Raw genomic sequence first — 20,795 nt, 5'->3', positions numbered from 1 at the left:
TATCCACAGGTTTTATTTTGCGGCTGGCGCCGCTGCTGAGAAAGCCGCACCATGGCGCCATGCTGAACTATATCCCTACCCATCTGATTGCCGGCCCGCTGGGTGCTGGCAAGACCAGTCTGCTGCGCCAATTACTGGCGCAGAAACCGGCTGAAGAGCGCTGGGCGCTGCTGATTAATGAATTCGGCGCCATTGGCCTGGATGCCGCCTTGCTGGACACCGGCGCCGACGGCGTGAGTCTTGCCGAAGTGGCCGGCGGCTGCCTGTGCTGCGTCAACGGCGCGCCGTTCCAGATCGGCCTGGCTCGCCTGTTGCGTCGCAGCAAACCGACGCGGCTGTTCATCGAACCCTCAGGGCTTGGCCATCCGGCCGAGCTGCGCCGTCAACTGAGCGCTGCCCCCTGGCGGGGCGTGCTGGCCCTGCAGCCGGACGTGCTGGTACTCGACGCCGCAGCTCTGGTCGCCGGACACGAGCTGCCGGACACTCAGCGTGAAGCCGTGGCGGACGCCGGGTTGTTGCTGCTCAACAAGGCCGAGACGCTGGACCAGGCCAGTCGCCGGCAGCTGGCGCAGCGCTGGCCGGGCAAGACGCTGTACTGGACCGAGCAAGGATTTTTGCCGTTGGACGCCCTGCCACAGGTCCTCGTGAGTCTGGACGGACCTGTGGATAACCTGCCCGATGCGTCTGCGCGCCCGCTTGGCAGCCTGTGGAATGCCCCTGACACACCCATCTGCCGGAGCCAGGCCGGACCCGAAGGCTGGAGCATCGGCTGGCGGTGGCATCCCAGTCAGCGCTTTGACACGCAGCGGGTCAGCGATTGGCTCGGTGACCTGGGCTGGCGCCGCGCCAAGCTGGTGTTACACGCCAGCGACGGCTGGTCTGCGGCCAACGCGCTGGACGGCGCGCCACTGCAGTGGCAGCCCAGCGCCTGGCGGCGGGACTCGCGTATCGAACTGATTTTCACCCACGCCCAGGACACTGCTGCCTTGCAGAACGCTCTGGATGCGTGCCGGCTCGCCGACTGAATACCACCGTGGGTAGAATGCCCGTCCCTTTGGTCAGTCCTGTTGTCTGTCTATGAACCTGCACGCCTGGTCCCACCCTTGTTCCGCCGGTTTCACCCTGCGTGGCTGGCACAGCACGCCGTCCGGCAAGCCGTTGCTGCACTTTATGCACGGCAACGGTTTTTGCGGCCGCGCCTATGAGCCCATGCTTAGCCACCTGGCTGAACACTTCGACCTCTGGCTGTGCGATGCCCAAGGGCATGGCGACAGCGACCACGGCGGCGATTTTCAGGGCTGGAACCGCAACGCGGAACTGGCTGTGGAAGCTTTTGAGGCCGGCCGCGAGCGCTTTGGTGATGTGCCGCGCTTCGCGTTGGGGCACAGCTTCGGCGGGGTGCTGAGCAGTCTGATCCTGGCACGCCGACCGGACCTGTTCCAGCGCGCCGTGCTGCTCGACCCGGTACTGTTCACGCCGGGCATGATCGCCCTGAAAACGGTGGCCAGCGCCCTCGGCCTGTACCACAACAATGAAAAAGCCAAGCGCGCTCGCGCCCGGCGCAACCATTGGGTCGATCGCGACGAAGCCCAAGCACGGCTGCGCGGTCGCGGCATTTTCAAGAATTGGGACGAAGCGGCCCTGCGCGCCTATGCGCAACATGCCCTCAAGCCCGCCGAAAGCGGCGGGGTACAGCTTAAATGCCATCCGCACCGCGAGGCGGAGGTCTTCGGCAGTTGTCCACAGGGCCTGTGGCGATCGCTGCGCCAGGTGCAGACGCCCAGCGTGGTGATCTATGGCCGCGACAGCTATCCCTTCGTGGTGAAATCGGCGCAGCGCTGGCCGCGGGTCAACCCGCGCGTGCAGGCCCAGGCTGTGGATGGCGGGCACTGCTTTATGCAGGAACGCCCGCAATCGACGGCGGAACAGGTCACGGGCTTGTTGCTGGATTAGTACGCTGCTGGGATTCTGTCCACGGTGCTGTGCCCGAACAGCTTCGGCCCGAGGTCGGGCCTGCGAAAGGTTGGGTACCGGCACGGATCCAGTGTGGGAGTGGTGACCTCGCCGCGAAGGCGCGGCCTGTATCAAGGCTCTCGTTATTCGCCTGACTGGCGGCGTTTCCACGTATCCAAGTGAATGACCTGGCCGCTCCTGGCCGGTGGCACCTGATCAATCGTCGTGTCTGCGGGCGGCGTAGGGCAGGGATGGGGTTCAAGCTGGATGCCGCCCGGATGCACGCCGAACATGACGATAGTGCCGCGATGGCGTTGTTCGCCGGTCACGGTGAACTCGAAGCCATAAATACGCCCCAGGCGCTTGCGTCCGCGTGCATCCGCCACCAGGCCGATCTTGCGCAGGGCAACGTTGTCGTCGAGCAATTGCACCTGTTCGCGCTCACAGTGACGCTTGACCAGCAACAGGGCGCGTTCGCGAATGCCATGGCCATGCCAGAGCCAGGTCGCGAAGGCGCTTACTACCATCAGCATGAACAGGTTGCCAAGGGTCAGCATTGAAGCTCCGGTACAAGGGCGGAAGGGCAGCTTACCGCACCTTGCCGTGCGGCTCTAAGGGCACCGGCCCCGGCCTGAGAAAATGCCGCCGCCGGGTCTGCCTGAGGAGAATATTTTGCGCGATACTGCGCGCCTTTGCTCCACAGGAATTCGTAATGAAACGCACCCCCCATCTGCTGGCCATCCAATCCCATGTCGTGTTTGGCCATGCTGGCAACAGCGCGGCGGTTTTTCCCATGGCGCGCCTGGGGGTCAATGTCTGGCCGCTGAACACGGTGCAATTCTCTAACCACACCCAGTACGGGCAATGGACGGGTGAGGTGTTGGCACCGCAGCAGATTCCCGCGCTGGTCAACGGCATTGAGGCCATTGGCGAGCTGGGCCATTGCGATGCGGTGCTCTCAGGTTATTTGGGCAGCGCCGCCCAGGGTCGGGCGATTCTCGAGGTGGTGCGGCGCATCAAAGCCATCAATCCGCGAGCACTGTACCTGTGCGATCCGGTGATGGGCCATCCGCAAAAAGGCTGCATCGTCGCTCCGGAAGTCAGCGATTTCCTGCTCAACGAGGCGCTGGCCGTGGCTGACGTGCTGTGTCCCAACCAGCTGGAACTGGACAGCTTCGTCGGGCGCCGACCAGACTCGCTGGCCGATTGCGCGCAGATGGCGCGTACCTTGCTGGCCCGTGGACCGCAGTCGGTACTGGTCAAGCACTTGGACTATCCAGGCAAATCCGCCGAGGACTTCGAGATGCTGCTGGTCACCGCCGAACAGGCCTGGCACCTGCGCCGCCCGCTGCTGGCTTTTCCGCGCCAGCCGGTGGGTGTCGGCGACCTGACCTCCGGCCTCTTCCTGGCGCGCCTGTTGCTGGGCGACAGCTTGCTGCAAGCCTTTGAATTTAGCGCGGCAGCGGTGCATGAAGTGCTGTTGGAAACCCAGGCCTGCGGCAGTTACGAGCTGCAACTGGTACGTGCCCAGGATCGCCTGGCGCAGCCGCGGGTGCGCTTTACTGCCGAGCCTGTGTAAGCACAGCGGGCACCCGCCCGTCGTGATGGGGTCCCAGTCTATGCTCTCGAATCGCTCGTTCAGCATGGAGTCCTGTCGCTGTATGAAACAGAGTGCCCTGGTTCTGCTCCTGATGCTGCTCGCCGGTTGCACCGGCCTGCGCATCGATGACAGCCATACCGCGCGCGGGCAAAGCAGCCGGGTGCAGTACATCGTGCTGCATTACACCTCATCTGACCTGCCGCGCTCACTGCAGCTGCTGACCCAGACCGAGGTCAGCAGCCATTACCTGCTCGGTGCGCGACCGGCGACGGTCTATCGCCTGGTGGACGAAAACCGCCGTGCCTGGCACGCTGGCGACAGTGCCTGGCAAGGGCGTACCTGGCTGAACGCCAGCAGCCTAGGAATCGAACTGGTGAACCAAGGCTATGAGGAAGACCCCGACGGAACCCGGCGCTGGTATCCCTATCCCGAGGAACAGATCGAGGTGCTGATTGCCTTGCTCAAGGATCTGGTGGCGCGCCATGACTTGCCGCCGGGCAGCATCGTTGGCCACAGCGATATCGCCCCGCAGCGCAAGGTTGACCCCGGCCCGCTGTTTCCCTGGCGACGGCTCGCCGAGGCTGGCTTGATTTCCTGGCCGGATAGCGCACGCGTTACCCACTACCAGACGCTGTTCGAACAGGGGTTGCCTGAGGTGGCGTGGTTCCAGCAGCAACTGGCGGAAGAGGGTTACCAGGTCCCGCTGCACGGTGAACTCGACGACGCGACCCGCAAGGTGCTGCGGGCCTTCCAGATGAAGTATCGCCCGACGCGTTACGACGGCGATCCGGATGCCGAAACCGCCGCGTTGTTGCTGGCCTTGCGCCCGATGGTGGGCGCGGAATAAGACGCGCCTGGCGCCCGTTACGACAACGGCAGCACCAGAAAAAACACCGCGCCCTGGCCGGGGCGCGAGTGCACACCGAGTCGGCCGCCGTGCATGCGGACGATTTCCTTGCACAGCGCCAGGCCCAGGCCGACGCTGCCCTGGCGGTGTCCGATCTGCACGAAAGGCTCGAAAATACGTTCCTGCTGGCTGTAGGGAATTCCTTCGCCGCTGTCCTCGATGCTGATGATCAATTGCTTGCCATGCTGGCGCGCCTGCAGGCGAATGTGTTCGCCGCTGGGAGTGTGACGTAGGGCATTGTCGATCAGGTTGTCCAGCACCCGGTCGATCTGCAGGCGGTCGAGTTGCAACCAGGGTAGCGGGGGATGCAGGTCCAACTGCAGCGTGATATTGCGCTCGTCGGCCTGGCTGGCGAAGCGCTGGTAGGCATTTTCCAACAGCTCGCCGGGGTCGCTGAGGGCCAGTTGGGGTTGCTGCTGGCCGCTCTGGTAACGGGAGAAGTTCAATAGGTCGTTGATCAGCTGCAACATGCGACGCATCTCTTCATTGATGGTACGCAGCAGCTCACTCTCGCGGCTGTCCGGGGCAACGTGCAAGCGTTCGTGCAGCAGCCCGAACGCCATGTGGATGCCAGTCAGCGGGGTGCGCAGCTCGTGTGAGGCGCGCAGCACAAACTCGTTGCGCACCCGCTCGAACGCGCGCTGCTCAGTGACATCGCGCAATACCAGCACCGCACCGATGGTACGACCATCGGCATGACTGACCGCCGACAGTCGCCAGCTGAGCAGGCGCAACTCGCCCTCGGCCTGGATTGCCAGGTCCTCTTGCAGGCCTTCCACGGGCTGATTGTCGAGGACCCGCTGAACCGCCTCGTCCAGCATCGGGGCCTTTAGTACATCACCCGGGGCGCGTCCGAGCAGGCTGGGACTCCAGGCCAGCTGCCGCTGGGCCACCGGGTTGGCGTGTTCCAGCAAGCCCTGGCGGTCGATGACCAACAGGCCATCGTCGATGCTGTCGAGCAGGGCCTGCAGGCGCAGCTGCCCGCCGAGCAGGGCCTCGACGTTGCTTTCCTTGGACTGGCGCAGCGCTTCGCCCATCAAGCTGAAGCGGCTGATCAGGGCGGACAGCTCGGCAGTCGGCGAGTGCGGCAGGTCCAGGTTGAAGTCGCCCTGGCCGATCTGGTCGGCGGCCTGGGCGAGGCGTTCGATCACGCCGCTGAAACGCCGGGCGAACCCATGGGCGGTGAGAAAACCGATCAGCAGCACGCCGCAGCCGACCAGACCGAGTAGGCTGGCAATCAGCACGGCGCGCTCGCGGTTGTCCTGTTCCGTCTCGGCCAGCGAGGTAATGGCATGCTCTTGCAGTTCGATGATCGGGTTGCGCACGTTCAGGTAGGCGGTGTTAAGCGTTTGGCGGGCGAAAATCTGCTCCGGATCGGCACGCAAGAGCGAATAATATTCCTGCAGATAGTCGTCATGGGCCTGGGCAATGGTGTTGACCAACTGGCGGTCGTAGCGCGTGCGGACCAGCGCATTTGCCTGCTGCAGTTGCCGAGCGAAGTCCTGGCGCAGCGTCGCGACATTGGCCAGCTCTTGTGGGGTGCCGAAATTCAAGGTCATCTGGCTGCCGATGGCCTTGCGCATTTCCTGGGTAATGGTCAGCAGGCTGTAGTGGTAATGGGTGGACTGGCGTTGTTCGCGTGCCATCTGCAGCACGCTGAACACGCCGATGCCCAGGCCGATGAGGGCCACCACCATGACTGCCGAGATGCCGATGAGCAATTGGCTGCGTAACTTCATGGGTGTTACAAGCCGTATTGTTTGCGTTTGCGATACAGCGTCGAGGCATCGATACCCAGAGTGCGCGCCGCCTGATCGAGGGTCTCGCTGCTGGCGATCAGCGCGGCGATATGGGCTTTTTCCAAGGCTTCCAGGCTGAGGGTTTCGCCGACGCGTGGCGCGCCACTGCCGGGCTGACTGGTCAGGCCAAGGTGGCTGACCTCGACGTACTCCTGTGTGCAGATGATGCTGGCGCGCTCGATCACGTTGCGCAGTTCTCGCACGTTGCCCGGCCAGGCATATTCGCTGAGCAGCCGGCGGGCCTCGGCGCTGAGTGCGCGTGCGGGGCGGCCGTAGCTTTTCACGAACTGCATCAGGAAGCGCTCGGCCAGGGGTAAGACATCTTCGGGGCGTTCGCGCAGCGGCGGAATGGTCAGGGTAATCACATTCAGGCGATACAGCAGGTCTTCGCGGAAGCGACCGGCGCGCACCATGGTGTCCAGGCTGTGGTTGGTGGCGGCCAGAATGCGCACATCGGCGCGTCGGGTCACCGGATCGCCGACCCGCTCGTATTCCTTGTCTTGAATGAAGCGCAGCAGTTTGGATTGCAGGGGCAGTGGGAAGTCGCCGATTTCATCCAGAAACAGGGTGCCGCCATCGGCCTGGCTGACGCGGCCGAGGGTACTTTCCACTGCCCCGGTGTAGGCGCCCCGCGTGTGCCCGAACAGCTCGCTTTCCATCAGCTCGGCAGACAACGACGGGCAGTTGATGGTGACGCAGGGCCGGCTGGCACGGCCGCTCCAGGCATGAATGCTGCGCGCCAGCTCGCCCTTGCCGGTGCCGGACTCGCCGAGCAGGAGGATATTCGCGTCGGTGTCGGCCACCTGTCGCGCGGTTTCCAACACGGCCATCATCGCCGGGCTGTTGGAGTCCAGGCCAGGGCTGCGTTGGGCCATTTCATCTTCAAGGGCTTCCAGACGCGCCGCCAGCTGGCGCACTTCCAGCTGCTTGGTCGCGGCCAGGCGCAACTGTTCCGGGCTGCAGGGCTTGACCAGGTAATCCGCCGCGCCCAGACGAATGGCATCCACTGCCGTGTCCACCGCCGAATGCGCGGTAATGATCACTACGCGCATCCAGGGCGCCAGCAGGCGCATCTGCTGCAACACAGTGAGGCCATTGTCATCGCCCAGCCGCAAGTCGAGAAAGCACAAGTCGAAGACCTGGCGTTGCAGCAGGGTTTCGGCTTGTGCCGCGCTGTTGGCGGTAGACACCCGGTAACCATCGTCTTCCAGGCAATAACGGAACGTGCGCAGAATGGCAGCTTCGTCGTCGACCAGGAGGATTCGTCCGCTGATGAGGGGCGTGTGTTCCATGGAATTCTCCACTATCGCCGATTAGGCGCGTCGAACAGGCAACTGCATGAACAGTCTGGTCGATCCTTTGGCTACTTGCCGATTTGCCGATTTGCCGATTGGCAACAGGCCAGACAAGTCTGATCGTTTTCTGACCCTTAAGTTTTCTCTTCTAGCAGTTTAGTGCCGTGCAATGTGCATGGTGGCGCGCGGCCAATCATGCAGTTTGCCGTGTCGCTTGCCCGTCTGTGCCCGGCAAGTATTTGATTTTGTTGAAGTTAACTAACCCGCTCCGGCTGGCATGGCCGCTGCAACAGATGCTATATGGATGCGCCTTACATCGGCTTCGGCCTGTTGCATTGGGAGGAAAGGATATGAACAAGCCTTGGCAATCGAGCCTGTTAGGAAGTGGATTATTCGTGTTGGCTGCGCTGCTGGTGTCGCCTGTGAATTCGCCCAGTTTTGTGGAAAGACCGCAAAGCGCCGTAAAGACCGAGCCGACGCAACCACGGCTTCAGACGCTGGTCAAAACCGATATGCCGGTCATCACGCCGCAGCGTGTTGAGCCTCTCTTAGATGACCAACAGCCTGGCGAGCAACCGTGGCATAACCTGCCGAGGCGTGCGAGCTGGGTGTTCTAAAGGAGGGTTATGACTGTATTGAGTGTGCTATTCGTACTTTTACTGCTGGTAGCAATGCTGTGTTTCGCGTGGGTCGTTGGTCCCTTGTTCCTTGAATGGGGTCGTCGGCGCACCACGTTAAGCTCGGCCCGTCGCCAGCAACTGTCGGTCAACTCCCGAGAAGAGACTGGCAAAGCGCGCTAACTCACGAAGAGGAAATGCTTATGTTGAGCTGGGCCATTACCTTCCTGATCATTGCCATCATCGCCGGTGTGCTCGGCTTTGGCGGGATTGCCGGAACCGCAACGGGCATCGCCAAGATCCTGTTCATCATCTTCCTGATCTTGTTTGTGGCGTCCTTTCTGTTCGGTCGCTTTCGCGGACCGCGCTGATGCTGGAGGCATGTGCCACCTGCCGCCTGTATTTATGTGAAGCGCACGGCCAATGTAGCCAGGTGCTCCCCATTAGCTCGCCAGTGCCAGCTCTATTTTCACTGGGCTGGCGGGTGCCATTACCCGCGGCGCTGGTCGCCGCACCATAGGGTGAAGCACCGCGCAGTTCGCGGATATCGGTAAGCTCTGCGGCGCTGTACTCCAGGCCGGCGATGGATGCCGTGTGTGCCAGGGTGTTCCAGAACGAGGTGATGGTGGTTTCTGAACGCCCGCCGGTGCTGGTGGAAAACGCTGGCCAATTCCCCAATCAGCGGCCCTCTGTACCGGCACGTGCTTGAGCGTGACCTCGACGCCAGGCACATGCCATGCTCCCTCGGCCGCTCCCTCCGTCACTACAGCAGTTGTATTGTTCATTTCGCATTTCCTCGGGTGGGCCTGTTCGACGGTGCCTATGGCATAGAAGCGTGGCTGCACGGCAGCGGCGCTGCGCTTATGCTCTTCAGCGGCTTGATAAGATGCCCGCCGAGTGGCGCTGCTGACGGAGTTCCAAATGCTTAACGGCCTGTGGCTGGGTTTTTTCCTGATAGCCGCGCTGGCGGCGCTGGCCCGCTGGTTGCTCGGCGGCGACCCGGCGGTATTCGCCGCCCTGGTGCAAAGCCTATTCGACATGGCCCGATTGTCGGTCGAGGTGATGGTCCTGCTGTTCGGCACCCTGACCCTCTGGCTGGGTTTTTTGCGCATCGCCGAGAAGGCCGGGCTGGTCGATTGGCTGGGGTACATGCTCGGCCCGCTGTTTTCCAGGCTGATGCCCGAAGTACCGCGCGGCCATCCAGCCTTGGGCTTTATCACCCTTAATTTCGCCGCCAATGGCCTGGGTCTGGATAACGCCGCCACGCCCATCGGCCTCAAGGCGATGCGCGCCCTGCAGGACCTTAACCCCAGCGCCACCACCGCGAGCAATGCGCAGATCCTGTTTTTGGTGCTCAACGCGTCGTCGCTGACCCTATTGCCGGTGTCGATCTTCATGTACCGCGTGCAGCAAGGCGCTCCAGACCCGACGCTGGTCTTCCTGCCGATTCTGCTCGCCACCAGCGCCTCGACGCTGGTGGGTCTACTGTCGGTGGCGCTGATGCAGCGTCTGCGCCTCTGGGACCCGGTAGTGCTCGCTTATCTCTTGCCCGGCGCACTGCTGCTCGGCGGCTTCATGGCGTTGCTGGCGACCTTGAGCTCCGTGGCGCTGGCTACGCTGTCCTCGTTGCTGGGCAACCTGACGCTGTTCGGCTTGATCGTAATGTTTTTGTTGATGGGCGCGGTAAAGCGCGTACCGGTGTACGAAAGTTTCGTTGAGGGGGCCAAGGAAGGCTTCGACGTGGCGAAGAACTTGCTGCCCTATCTGGTGGCCATGCTTTGCGCGGTGGGGGTGTTGCGGGCCTCGGGTGCGCTGGAGTTCGGGCTCGACGGCATCCGCTGGCTGGTCGAGTGGGGCGGCTGGGACAACCGTTTCGTTGATGCGTTGCCCACCGCGCTGGTCAAGCCGTTCTCTGGCAGTGCGGCGCGGGCGATGCTGATCGAAACCATGCAGACCCACGGTGTCGACAGTTTCCCGGCGTTGGTAGCAGCTGTCATGCAAGGCAGCACCGAGACGACCTTCTATGTACTGGCGGTGTACTTCGGCGCGGTCGGCATCCAGCGCGCCCGCCATGCGGTCGGCTGCGCGCTGCTTGCCGACCTGGCTGGAGTGGTTGCGGCGATTGGTGTGTGCTACTGGTTCTTTGGCTAGCAGGCAGTTGTCTTGGCTGCCTCGCCTTCGGTTACAAGGCTGATAGGCCTGACAGTCACGCCTCCCGGGTCAAGAGAAACGTTTTTGCCAGAACTGCCGGGCCAGCAAACGCAGCTGACCGGCCTGGCGACTGACTTCGCTGGCCGCCTGGTGGCTGTCATTGCCGTGCTGCACGCTTTGGCCGGTGGCCTGACGAATCACCTCGATGGCCTGCTGGATCGCGGCGCTGGCGCTGCTTTGCTGGTCCACGGCGCTGGCGATCTGCGCGCTCATGTCGCTGATGGCGCTGACCCTGGCGTGCACACCGCCCAGGGCCTGGGTGGCCTGTGCGGCCTGGGCTTCACTGTGCAGGGCCTGTTCGCGGCTGTCATGCATGGTCTGCACCGCAGCGTTGATCTCCCCCTGCAGGGCACCCAGCATTTGCTGGATCTGTGCGGTGGAATCCTGGGTGCGCACCGCCAGGTTGCGCACTTCGTCGGCGACCACGGCAAAACCGCGTCCGGCCTCGCCGGCCCGCGCGGCCTCGATGGCGGCGTTGAGTGCCAACAGGTTGGTCTGTCCGGCGATGCCTTCGATCACCTCGATCACGGCGGTGATCTGACTGCCGCGTGCCTGTAGCCGTTGCACGGCCTCGGTGGCGCGCTGTACCTCCTGGGCGAGGCTTTCGATGCTGCGTCCGGTGGCGGCGACCTGCCGCTCGCCAGCCCGTGCCGCATCATCGCCCTGCTCGGCCGCCTCGGCGCTGTGCAGGGCATTGTTGGCCACTTCGAAAATGCTGACGCTCATCTGCTCAATGGCACTGGCGACCTGCTGGGTTTCCTGTTGCTGCTGGCGGGTGCCCAAGGCATTGCGCTCTACGGCCGCCTGCAGGCGGGCGGCATGTTCGGCCAACTGACGAGCTGCTTCGCCCATGCGCCCGACGATGGCGCTGGCTTCCATGGCCTGCATGCGCAAGGCGAAGGCAATGGCGCCGAATTCGTCGCGCCGCCCGCTGTAGATCCATTGACCCACCGGGTTGATGGCGATTTTGCGCACCTCGGCCAGCAGTTGGCGCCAAGGTGTCAGGCTGTGCCAGAGCCCTGCAGCGCACAGGGCCAGGGCCAGCCCTGCGCACAGCAGCGCGGCCAGCGGATCGAAGCCGAAGGCCAGGCTAGCGCAGCCGAAGCCGACGGCCAAGGCGCCGGCACACAGGCCGAGCAGGCGGCCGAACAGGCTCACCCGTGGCCGACGCAAGACGCGTGGCATGCGTTGGCCAGACAGTTGGGGATAGAGCTGCTCGGCAGCGGCCACCCAGTGCTCGGTCGGTTTGGTGCGTACCGACTGGTACTCGATGATCCGGCCGTTTTCGATGATCGGTGTGACGTAGGCGCTGACCCAGTAATGGTCGCCGTTCTTGCAGCGGTTCTTGACCACGCCCATCCAGGAGCGGCCGCTTTGCAGGTTTTTCCACAGCTGTGCATAGGCCACCGGGGGCATATCGGGATGGCGCACGATGTTGTGCGACTGGCCGAGCAATTCCTCTTCGGAAAACCCGCTGGTTTCCACCAATTCAGGGTTCACATAGGTGATGAGTCCCTTGAGATCGGTGGTGGAGAGTATGTTGATATCGTGAGGCAGGTCGAGGGCGCGACCGCTGACGGGTAGGTTGATTTTCATGGCTGGGCACACCGCGGGCATGGCTGCGTCCGCCCGACTCTGCGGCGACCTGTGCTAACGCATGAAAGATCACCCAGCGGTGGTGCGGTTCGAATAACGTCCATATGCATCCTCCTTGAAACAACCCGTCATGACAGTTCACGGCGGGATAAAGCCTGGTTGACCGGGACTGCGGGCGTGGCATGCCCTGCCAACAGGCCGCACGAATCCAGCGTATTGAAAAGCTGTTGCATGTCCTGCGACGAGCAGGGCCGGGCAAACCAGAAGCCCTGGGCATGCTGGCAGCCTTCATCCAGCAGGAATTGCCGGTGTTGTTCGGTTTCCACACCCTCAGCGATCACCTGCAGGCCCAGGCTCTTGCCCAGGCCGATGATGGCGCGGCAAATGGCGCTCTGCTCGCGGTCCTGCGGCAGACCCATGACGAAGCTCTTGTCCACCTTGAGAATGTGCAGAGGAAAGCGCTGCAGGTAGCCCAGCGAGCAATAGCCCGTGCCGAAATCGTCCAGAGCCAGGCGCACCCCCAGGCGTGCCAATGCGCGCAGGTTGTGGTGCAACTCCGGGCTGTCCTCCATAAGCAGGCCTTCAGTAATTTCCAGCACGAGAAACTGCGCCTCCAGGCCGCTGGCCTGGAGAATAGCGGCGACCCGCGCGGCGAATCCTGCCTGGCGCAATTGGCGGCTGGAGAGGTTGACTGAGCAATACAGGTGCGACTGCCCCGTCTGTTGCCAGACGCGAACCTGCCGGCAGGCCTGTTCCAGCACCCAGTCGCCGACCGGCAGGATGTCGCCGGTCTCTTCCAGCGCCGGAATGAACTCCTGGGGGCTCACGGACTGGTCATTCAAGCGCCAGCGCAACAAGGCTTCTACGCCGTATACCGTGCTCTGTTCACCCTCGAGCTGATAAATCGGCTGGTAATGAACGACAAATTCCTTGCGGGCCAGGGCCTGGGCCAAGGCGCTTTGCAGCTCCAGCCGGTGCTGCGCGGCGCTGTGCATGTCATGGGTGTAGCGCGCGTATTGCGACTTGCCGGCGGCCTTGGCGCTGTACAGGGCGATGTCGGCGGCCTGCAGCGCTTCGCCGGGTTGTGCCTGGCCGTCCAGCGCGGCGATACCGATGCTGGCGCTGAACACCAGCTCATGGTTGTGCACGTACACCGGTTGCTGCAGGGCGTCGAGCATGCGCTGGGCCAGGTGTTCGGCATCATCCTGGCAATCCAGCTCATCAAGCAATACGACGAATTCATCGCCCCCGAAGCGGGTCAGATGGTCGCCGGGACGCAGGCACTGTTTCAGGCGCTGGGCCATTTCCACCAAGACCAGGTCACCCACCGCGTGGCCCAGGCTGTCATTGATCAGTTTGAAGCGATCCAGGTCGATGAACAGCAGCGCGGCTTCGCTGGCGAATTTGCGTTGCCGTTGCAGCGCACGGTGCAGCAACTCATCGAGTCGTGTGCGATTGGCCAGGCCGGTCAGCGGATCGTGGCGGGCTGCCCGGCGCAGTTCAGCTTCGGCTTGTTTGCGTTCGCTGATGTCGGTTTGCGAACCGGTCAGGCGTACCACACCCTGGCTGTCGCGTTCGGCCACGCCACGCACCAGTACCCAGGTGTAGGTGCCGTCAGGGCGGCGCATGCGGTATTCGAGATACAGCCAGGGGGTCTCGCCGCGCAGGTGCGTATCGATGGCCTGGCGCAGCGCCGGTAAATCATCGGGATGCACGCGTTGGAACCAGTGCTGGCCACGTTCGCCTAGGCTGTCGCGGGACAGGCCGAGCATGCTGGCCCAGCGCTCCGAGACGTACAGGCGATCAGAAGCGACATCCCAATCCCAGACCCCGTCATTGCTGCCGCGCAAGGCCCGGGCGAAACGCGCCTCGCTGTCTTCCAGTGCGTGGCGGCGGGCGGACGAGTAGGCCTCGACCGCCAGCGACATGTCGAAGAACACCACCTTGAGCAGGCTGGCGTATAGCTCGCGGTTCTCATCGGCGGGAAACAGGTTGGCCAGCATGGCGTCGAGGTGCAGTCGATAGGCGCCCAGGTACCATTTCAGCTCCAGGCCGACACGCTCATGCACCATGCCCACGCGCAGACGGTCATGCACGTACTGGTAATCGTAGGGGCCGTTGAGCAGTTGCTGGTAGTAGGTGATCTGGCTGCGTTTGAGCCGGTCCAGGGTGGCCGGGTCGCTGAGGATGCGGGCCAGCGGGTCGAAGCCGCGCAGGTAGTCGTACAAGTCATCGACGAATTCGATATGCGCCGATTCCAGCCTGGCGGCATGGCGATTCAGGCGACGCCCGTCGGCAGGGCTCCAGTCGAGGTAGCGGCACCGAGCATGAATTTCTTCCCGATCCAGACCAATACTCTGGAACAGCGGTTTCAATTCGGGCTCGGGGCTCATGGGTGTCTCTCCTCGACAGCTGAGCCACCCAAAAACGACTACGCGGACCGTGCGGACGTCGCCTTTCGGCGTCCCGCTGCAGCCTTGCCAGTGTTTTTCAGCGTGTTCGCGTTAGCCACAGGCTGTGGTCAGCGACATTAGTGGCGTTGAGCTATTAGCGTAATCGCTGCCAAACGCCGAGCCTTGATCTGCATCAATAAGCCGGCCCGCTGAGGCATACAGCGGGCGCGCCGTTAGGTTGCGACGGGATTATTGCCAAGGCCGCGTCATCGACCATCCGGGTGCGCGGTCGGCGGCAAGGCTGTCGCGCTGTCGTTGGCCGAGGTGAGGTGGACCTCGGCCGGGCCGTGCCGGTCTGGCGTGCCCTCAAAGCTGTCCGAGACAGACAGCGCACCGGTCTCCTCCTGCTCCAGAATCGCATAGGCGCTGGCGCAGAAGATCGAGTTGAGACGCTTCATATCGGCGATCAGCTCCAGGTGTACGGCACTGCTTTCGAGGCTCTGCACTACTTTGTTGCCAAGCCGGGTGACGTGAGCGTGGGTCAGGCGCCGCTCGCGAATGCGGAAACGGCGCTTTTCACGCAGCAACTGACGGGCGTTGGCGCGGTCGCCGGTAAGGAAAACCGACAGGCCCAGGCGCAGGTTGGCCTGCAGTTGGGCATGCAATTCGGTCAACTCCTCCAGCCCCGAGTCGGAAAAGGAGTGCAGGCGGGCTTTTTTGTGGCTCTGCAGTTTGCTGAGCATGTGTTCCACCAGATCACCTGCATGCTCCAGGTTGACCGTCAACTCGATGATCTCGGCCCAGCGCCGGGCTTCCTGTTCGGCCAGGTCTTCGCGCGGCATCTGCGCCAAGTAGAGTTTGACGGCGCTGTGCAAGGCATCGACGTCGTCGTCCAGACTGCGGATCGTTTTGCCAGCCTCCTGGTCGTCGTTGTGCAACACCGCCTTGAAGTGCTCGAGCATCTGCTCAACCAGATCGCCGATGCGCAGGGTTTCGCGCGCCGCATTGGCCAGCGCCAGGCTGGGCGTTTCCAGGGCGGCACGGTCCAGGTGGCGCGGCCGCGCCACGCCACCGGTGTCCGGCCGCTCGGGCAGCAGCCAAGTGCACAACCGGGCCATGGCGTGCACGGTGGGCAGCATGAGCAGGCAGCGCAGCGTGTTGTAGAGCAAATGGAAGCCGATCACCAGGCTGGCGTTGTCCAGCGGCAGGCTGGTGATCCAATCCACCAGCACGTCGAGCACCGGCATGATCAGCAGCAGGCCGATGATCTTGTACAGCAGGCTGCCCAAGGCAACCCGGCGGCCGGCGGCGGATTGCAGGCTGCTGTTGAGCAGCGCCAGCACACCGCTGCCGATGTTGGCGCCGATCACCAGGCCGATGGCCACGGGCAGGCTGACCAGGTCGGCGCTGGCCAGGGTTGCGGTAATCAGCACGGCGGCCAGGCTGGAATAGCTGAGCAGGGCGAACACCGCGCCGACCAGCGCATCCAGCAGCAGGTCGCCGGTGAGTTCGGCGAACAGCACTTTGATGCCGTTGGATTCGGTGATCGGTTGGGCGGCGGCGACGATCAGCTGCAACGCGAGCAGGATCAAGCCGACGCCGATCTGTACGCGGCCGAACTGGCCCAGGCGGGTCTGCTTGCGTGACAGGAACAGGATCACGCCGAGGAAGATCAGCAGCGGCGACAACCAGGACAGCTCCAGGGTCAGCACCCGTGCCATCAGCGCCGTGCCGACATCCGCGCCGAGCATGATGGCCAATGCCGGCGCCAGCGCCATCAGCCCTTCGGCGACAAAGGAAGTGGCCAGCAAGGCCGTGGCATTGCTGCTTTGTACCAGCGCGGTCACCGCGATGCCGGCGGTGAAGGCCAGGGGCAAATTACGGGTGCTGTGGCTGAGCGCAGTGCGCAGTTGTGAGCCGTACACGCGCATGATGCCGGTACGTACGATGTGCGTGCCCCAGATCAGCAGAGCGACGGCGGAAAGCAGATTAAGCAGAGTGAGCATCGAGCAGAACTCCCGGACAGCCTGGGATGGAACCAAAAAGGGGGTGTTATGGGGTGGACTCGCTGCCGCGGCGTGTGTTCGTTGCACCACCGGGTAAATGCCGGACCAGGCTCGTCAGGCGGGTGGTGCGAACATGATGTTACAAACAGATGACAGCTTAAGCCAGTGGCTGCCCGTTGCAGTTCAGCGTCCGGTTTAGACGCCGAGAACCACCAGTAGAAGGGGTAGGCTGGCGGCTGCCAGCAGGGTCTGCAGGGTGATGATGCCGGCCATCAGCTGGCTGTCGCCGCCCAGTTGGCGGGTCAGCACATAGGACGTCGGCGCAGTGGGCAATGCAAAAAACACGATCAGCAGAGTGGTTTCCAGAGCAGGCAGGTTCAGCCCGCGCGCTACGCCCCAGGCCAGCAGGGGCATTGCCAGCAGGCGCAGGACGCTATTCCAGCCCAGGCTCGGCACTTCGCCGCGCAATTCCTTCGGTTGCAGAGCCGCGCCCACGCAGAGCAGGCCCAGCGGCAGACTGGCGGCGGCGAGTAGGCCGAGCAGTCGATCGCTGCCGCCGGGCAGGCCAAGGCCACTGAGGTTGATCAGCACGCCGGCCAGGCAGGCGAGGATCAAGGGGTTCTTCATGATGGGTAGCAGCAAGGTGCGCAGACTCAGGCCGCGCTCGGCGGTCAGCGCCCACACCGACATGATGTTTACCGTCGGCACCATCAACGCCAGCATCAGGGCAGCCAACCCCAAACCTTCGGCTCCAAACAGACTGCCTATCATGGCGAGGCCCAGATACGTGTTGAAGCGCAGCACGCCCTGGCTGATAGCGCCGAAACGCGCCGCCGTCCAGCCGAACAGGCGGCGGGCCAGCAGCAGCGCCAGCCAGGCCAGCCCCAGGCCTAGCAATACCGCGACGGCCAGGCGTGGCAGCGCGGGATTGTCCAGCGGCGCAGTCGCCAGGCTGTTGAACAACAGGGCGGGAAACAGCACGAAATAATTGATGCGCTCGGCGCCTGGCCAGAACGTGTCGCTGGGAAATTGGGCGCGGCGCATGGCCTGACCAGCAACGATAAGTGCAAACAGCGGCCATAGGGCCATTAACAATTCCAGCACGCGGTCACCTGATCAGCCAAACCATAAGCGGACAAAAGCGCTCTATCTTGGCGGTCACAGCGAAGCGGTGCAAGGCTGTGGCGGTGCGACTTGAGGCGAATAAAAAAACTTAGGGTAATTGCACCCCGCCTGCGGCCCGGTGGAGGCTGCGCAGGTGTTCGGCCAGTTGCGCCAGGTTGGTTTCGTTGGCCTCCAGTTCCTCGCGTCGTTCGGGACTCAACAGCAGGCGCAAGTCCTGATCGAGTTCGACACTCCATTGGTTGAGTACCTGCTGGCGTTGCCGGGTGCGTTCCTCGAGTTGTTGCCATTCGGCCTGTTGCGGCAACCCATAGCCGCTTTCCAGCAGTTCCGCCGGCCGGCTGAGAAAGCCGCTGTTGGCGAGTATTTGCTCCAGGGCCTTGCCGGCCTTGTCGAGGGTCGCATCCGTAGCCCGCTGGCGGCTCAGGTAACGCTGCTTGAGTTCATCCTGGGCCAGGAGCAGTTGCTGGCGTTGCGCGGCCTGCTCGAGCAACAAGAGCGCGGCGCTGGCTTGCAAGTCGGCGCGGGCCAGCCACGGCCGGCGGGACTCGGCCGGCAGGCTCAGCCAGTCCTCGACCCGTTTTTGCTCAATGGGCAGACGCTGGCGCAGGATGGCGAACATGGCTTGATAACGCTCGCGGAACGAATCGAAGCGATAGCCCAGGCGCAGCGCCTGTTGCGGGTCTGCCAACGGACCGAGGTCGGCCAAACCGCGAGCCACCAGCGAATCGAGCAGGGCGCTGGGCATGATGCTGTCCAGGCTGGTCAATTCGCTGCGGTTGGTGCCGCTGCGCAGCAGGTTGAGGGTCTCCACGGCGCAGTTGTTGGACAGAAAGTAATAGTCGCCGTCGTAACTCCAGTGCAGTTCGACGGCGCGCAGCAACAGGGCCTGTTCTTCGCTGCGGCTCAGGCGTAGGGGTATTGAGGACAGGCTGCGCAGTTCCAGTTTGGTGTACTCATCGACCACCTGGCCCAGCGGCAGAATGAACAGCCGCGAGGGGTAGGCGCCGGTCAGTCCGTCCCAGCTGGAAAGCTGGAGATCGCCGACGAAGGCCCGGTAGGACAACACCAGGTGATGGTCCAGATCCAGCCGGCACTGCTCGCTGCGCGGGCGCCCCGGTGCGCAGATCACCAACCGCAGCATGCTATGGCCCCAGCGGCTGACCCAGTTGTCGTTGGCATCGGCGAACAGGTAATCGATTGCGTAGACCTGCTCGGGGTTGATCCAGCCCAAGGGCTCGCGGTCGTAATTGCTGCCGGCGTTCAGGTAAGGGAAGCGTTGCGGGCAGGGATCGCTGTGTGCTGGCGCCCAACCGAAGTGCTCGCTCCAGTAACGGTGCAGCGAGGGTCGACGACAGGCGTAGCTGGGATCGAGAAGAAAATACTCCAGGTTCACCGCGACGAATTCGCGAGGGTTAGCCAGCTCATAGGCATCGGGACTGCGGTCCACCTGGCCGTTGGTGATTTCCCGTTCCCCGCGTTGGCCGATGGCCTGATACCAACCGGCTAGATCCAGTAGGCGCGGGTCATCGGATAGGGTGAAACGCCGTTCGGTCTGACCGCGACACTGCTCGGGCAGGCCGACCGGGCCCAGGCTGCCGGCCAGACTGCGGCAGCGGCGTTGCGCCAACCAGGTCTCGGTCGACCACACACGGGCACGGTCATACAGGTGGGTGAGTTCGTGCAGGACAGTGGCCAGCAATTCGCGGCGTACCGTGCCATGGGGACGGGCCGTGCGGGTTTGTGCGGCGGAGCCGTCGCTCAACGCTGGCAGTAAGCGGGCATTGAGAGTCAATTGAGAGTGGCTGGTCAGCCGTCCGTAGACGGTTTCGGGCAGTTCGCCCCAGCGTACGGAAACCTGTCGATCCAGGCGTTCGATGAAGCGGGGCGGCAGCGCGCGCAGCGCTTCGTCGAGCAGGGTCTGACTGGCCTGACGCTGCTGGTTGTCGAGCGAGGTGGCGTCAAGCTGAAGTTGTAAATGGGCCTGGGCACCGCTTGCCAGGCAGAGCAGGAGCGCCCAGAGCAGAAAACGACTCATTGGGTTTCTCCGCAGCGGTACATACAGAATAGCGATCACACGACCGTGCCTGCGCATCGGCTCGATAAGAAGGGCTGACAGCGTTCGCGCCGCGGACACGGCGCGAAAACCGGGAGCGTTAGAGCGCGAGGATTGCCTCGGCCAGTTGCAGGTCGCTGGCGTTCAGCTGCGGTGCCTGGGTGCGGATGTGCTGCAGGGCTGCATGCAGACGAGCACCACGAATTTCACCCTGGCTGGCGACAAAGCTGGCGGCATCGTCACGGGCGGCCAGTACGATCTTGTCGTCTTTGAGCGACGAGCTGAGGTCGGAAATACCGTCAGTGGTGGAGATCAGGGCGCGACCAATCATATCGGTGGTGCCCACAAAGCTGGTGGCGCTGGCCATGGAGGACAGGCTGAGCAGGGCGGCTAGGCCAAACAGTCGAATCGCAGTCATGAAAAACCTCGGATCATGGGTTGAGACTGCGAGTGTAACGAGGTTTGCCGGGCTGCACTATGCGTGATGGCAATGTGCTAGTTATGTGTGAGGCTGGGGACAACGGCGAAACAGCCCACCGCCATGCTGGGTTGCCAGCGCAGCGGTGGGCCAGAGCGGTTAGTCGACCGCCTTGACCATGTCTTCAATGACTTTCTTGGCGTCGCCAAAAACCATCATGGTCTTGTCCATGTAGAACAGCTCGTTGTCCAGGCCGGCGTAGCCGCTGGCCATGGAGCGTTTGTTGACGATCACGGTCTTGGCCTTGTAGGCCTCGAGGATCGGCATGCCGGCGATCGGCGACTGGGGATCGTTCTTCGCCGCCGGGTTGACCACGTCGTTGGCGCCCAGCACCAACACCACGTCGGTCTGGCCAAACTCGGAGTTGATGTCTTCCATCTCGAACACCTGCTCGTAGGGCACCTCGGCCTCGGCGAGCAATACGTTCATATGCCCCGGCATACGCCCGGCCACCGGGTGGATGGCGTACTTCACGTTGACGCCGCGCTGAGTCAGCTTTTCGGCCAGCTCCATCAGGGCATGCTGGGCACGGGCCACGGCCAGGCCGTAGCCGGGCACGATCACCACGGTGTCGGCGTTGGTCAACAGGAACGCGGCGTCATCGGAGGAACCCGACTTCACGCTGCGCTGCTCTTGCGAACCGTTGGCAGCGCCCGCATCGGTATCGCCACCGAAGCCGCCGAGGATCACGTTGAAGAACGAGCGGTTCATCGCCTTGCACATGATGTAGGAGAGGATCGCGCCTGAGGAACCCACCAGGGA

At 63.4% G+C, this 20,795-nt stretch carries 17 protein-coding genes and 1 pseudogene; 7 read left to right on the top strand and 11 right to left on the bottom strand.

Annotated features, from left to right (window positions below):
* The first annotated feature begins 59 nt into the window (after nt 1-59).
* Both ACTV8E_RS00090 and ACTV8E_RS00085 read left to right on the top strand, forming a co-directional pair.
* Nucleotides 60-1,025, top strand: a complete 966-nt coding sequence (locus ACTV8E_RS00090) for a CobW family GTP-binding protein (protein WP_443198088.1) — start codon at nt 60-62, stop codon at nt 1,023-1,025.
* A 52-nt stretch (nt 1,026-1,077) separates the two neighbouring features.
* The gene (locus ACTV8E_RS00085; protein WP_443198087.1) at nt 1,078-1,953 is read left to right on the top strand and encodes an alpha/beta fold hydrolase; all 876 of its coding nucleotides are present in this window, start codon (nt 1,078-1,080) and stop codon (nt 1,951-1,953) included.
* A gap of 143 nt (nt 1,954-2,096) precedes the next feature.
* Here the strand turns inward: ACTV8E_RS00085 and ACTV8E_RS00080 are convergent, their stop codons facing one another.
* Entirely contained in the window at nt 2,097-2,510 is a 414-nt protein-coding gene (locus ACTV8E_RS00080; protein ID WP_273538611.1) for a DUF3301 domain-containing protein, read from the bottom strand.
* A 155-nt stretch (nt 2,511-2,665) separates the two neighbouring features.
* On the opposite strand from ACTV8E_RS00080, the gene pdxY reads away from it, so the two are divergent.
* Both pdxY and ACTV8E_RS00070 read left to right on the top strand, forming a co-directional pair.
* On the top strand, nt 2,666-3,532 hold the full coding sequence (pdxY, locus tag ACTV8E_RS00075) for a pyridoxal kinase PdxY (protein ID WP_443198086.1): 867 nt from the start codon (nt 2,666-2,668) through the stop codon (nt 3,530-3,532).
* A gap of 82 nt (nt 3,533-3,614) precedes the next feature.
* Nucleotides 3,615-4,400 carry an N-acetylmuramoyl-L-alanine amidase gene (locus ACTV8E_RS00070; protein WP_443198085.1) on the top strand — a complete coding sequence of 262 codons (786 nt, stop codon included), beginning with the start codon at nt 3,615-3,617 and terminating at the stop codon, nt 4,398-4,400.
* A 17-nt stretch (nt 4,401-4,417) separates the two neighbouring features.
* Here the strand turns inward: ACTV8E_RS00070 and ACTV8E_RS00065 are convergent, their stop codons facing one another.
* Both ACTV8E_RS00065 and algB read right to left on the bottom strand, forming a co-directional pair.
* Nucleotides 4,418-6,199, bottom strand: coding sequence for an ATP-binding protein (locus tag ACTV8E_RS00065; protein WP_443198084.1), 1,782 nt, complete (start codon nt 6,197-6,199; stop codon nt 4,418-4,420).
* A gap of 5 nt (nt 6,200-6,204) precedes the next feature.
* Nucleotides 6,205-7,551: a sigma-54-dependent response regulator transcription factor AlgB gene (gene algB / locus ACTV8E_RS00060; protein WP_251835384.1), complete on the bottom strand. Its 1,347-nt coding sequence runs from the start codon at nt 7,549-7,551 to the stop codon at nt 6,205-6,207.
* Between the two features lie 353 nt (nt 7,552-7,904).
* Here algB and ACTV8E_RS00055 point away from each other — a divergent pair, with 353 nt between their 5' ends.
* From ACTV8E_RS00055 to ACTV8E_RS00045, 3 genes are all read left to right on the top strand, one after another.
* On the top strand, nt 7,905-8,171 hold the full coding sequence (locus ACTV8E_RS00055; RefSeq protein WP_443198083.1) for a hypothetical protein: 267 nt from the start codon (nt 7,905-7,907) through the stop codon (nt 8,169-8,171).
* Between the two features lie 203 nt (nt 8,172-8,374).
* Nucleotides 8,375-8,542 (top strand): DUF1328 domain-containing protein, encoded by a 168-nt coding sequence (locus ACTV8E_RS00050; protein ID WP_251835382.1) that lies wholly within the window; start codon nt 8,375-8,377, stop codon nt 8,540-8,542.
* 550 nt (nt 8,543-9,092) lie between these two features.
* Entirely contained in the window at nt 9,093-10,322 is a 1,230-nt protein-coding gene (locus ACTV8E_RS00045; protein WP_443198082.1) for a nucleoside recognition domain-containing protein, read from the top strand.
* A gap of 69 nt (nt 10,323-10,391) precedes the next feature.
* On the opposite strand, the gene ACTV8E_RS00040 is transcribed toward ACTV8E_RS00045, so the two are convergent.
* The 8 genes and pseudogenes from ACTV8E_RS00040 to ACTV8E_RS00005 all read right to left on the bottom strand — a co-directional run.
* Nucleotides 10,392-11,567, bottom strand: a complete 1,176-nt coding sequence (locus tag ACTV8E_RS00040) for a methyl-accepting chemotaxis protein (protein WP_443198321.1) — start codon at nt 11,565-11,567, stop codon at nt 10,392-10,394.
* Between the two features lie 81 nt (nt 11,568-11,648).
* Nucleotides 11,649-11,978, bottom strand: a pseudogene (locus ACTV8E_RS00035) (PAS domain-containing protein); the annotation flags it as partial.
* 128 nt (nt 11,979-12,106) lie between these two features.
* Nucleotides 12,107-14,371 (bottom strand): putative bifunctional diguanylate cyclase/phosphodiesterase, encoded by a 2,265-nt coding sequence (locus tag ACTV8E_RS00030; protein WP_443198081.1) that lies wholly within the window; start codon nt 14,369-14,371, stop codon nt 12,107-12,109.
* A 266-nt stretch (nt 14,372-14,637) separates the two neighbouring features.
* A complete protein-coding gene (locus ACTV8E_RS00025; protein WP_443198080.1) occupies nt 14,638-16,377 on the bottom strand; it encodes a Na/Pi cotransporter family protein in 1,740 nt (579 codons plus the stop codon).
* 195 nt (nt 16,378-16,572) lie between these two features.
* A complete protein-coding gene (locus ACTV8E_RS00020; RefSeq protein WP_443198320.1) occupies nt 16,573-17,466 on the bottom strand; it encodes an AEC family transporter in 894 nt (297 codons plus the stop codon).
* Between the two features lie 124 nt (nt 17,467-17,590).
* The gene (locus ACTV8E_RS00015) at nt 17,591-19,537 is read right to left on the bottom strand and encodes a DUF7844 domain-containing protein (RefSeq protein ID WP_443198079.1); all 1,947 of its coding nucleotides are present in this window, start codon (nt 19,535-19,537) and stop codon (nt 17,591-17,593) included.
* Nucleotides 19,538-19,655: 118 nt separating this feature from the next.
* The gene (locus ACTV8E_RS00010; protein WP_251835376.1) at nt 19,656-19,973 is read right to left on the bottom strand and encodes a DUF2388 domain-containing protein; all 318 of its coding nucleotides are present in this window, start codon (nt 19,971-19,973) and stop codon (nt 19,656-19,658) included.
* Between the two features lie 159 nt (nt 19,974-20,132).
* The coding region (locus ACTV8E_RS00005; protein WP_443198078.1) for an NAD(P)(+) transhydrogenase (Re/Si-specific) subunit beta at nt 20,133-20,795 on the bottom strand (663 nt) is incomplete at its 5' end.

The sequence above is a fragment of the Pseudomonas sp. B392_1p genome, assembly GCF_052245235.1.
Taxonomy (GTDB): Bacteria; Pseudomonadota; Gammaproteobacteria; order Pseudomonadales; family Pseudomonadaceae; genus Serpens; species Serpens gallinarum.
Note: the sequence above shows the minus strand (reverse complement) of the source record. Positions and strands in the feature narration are given on the sequence as shown.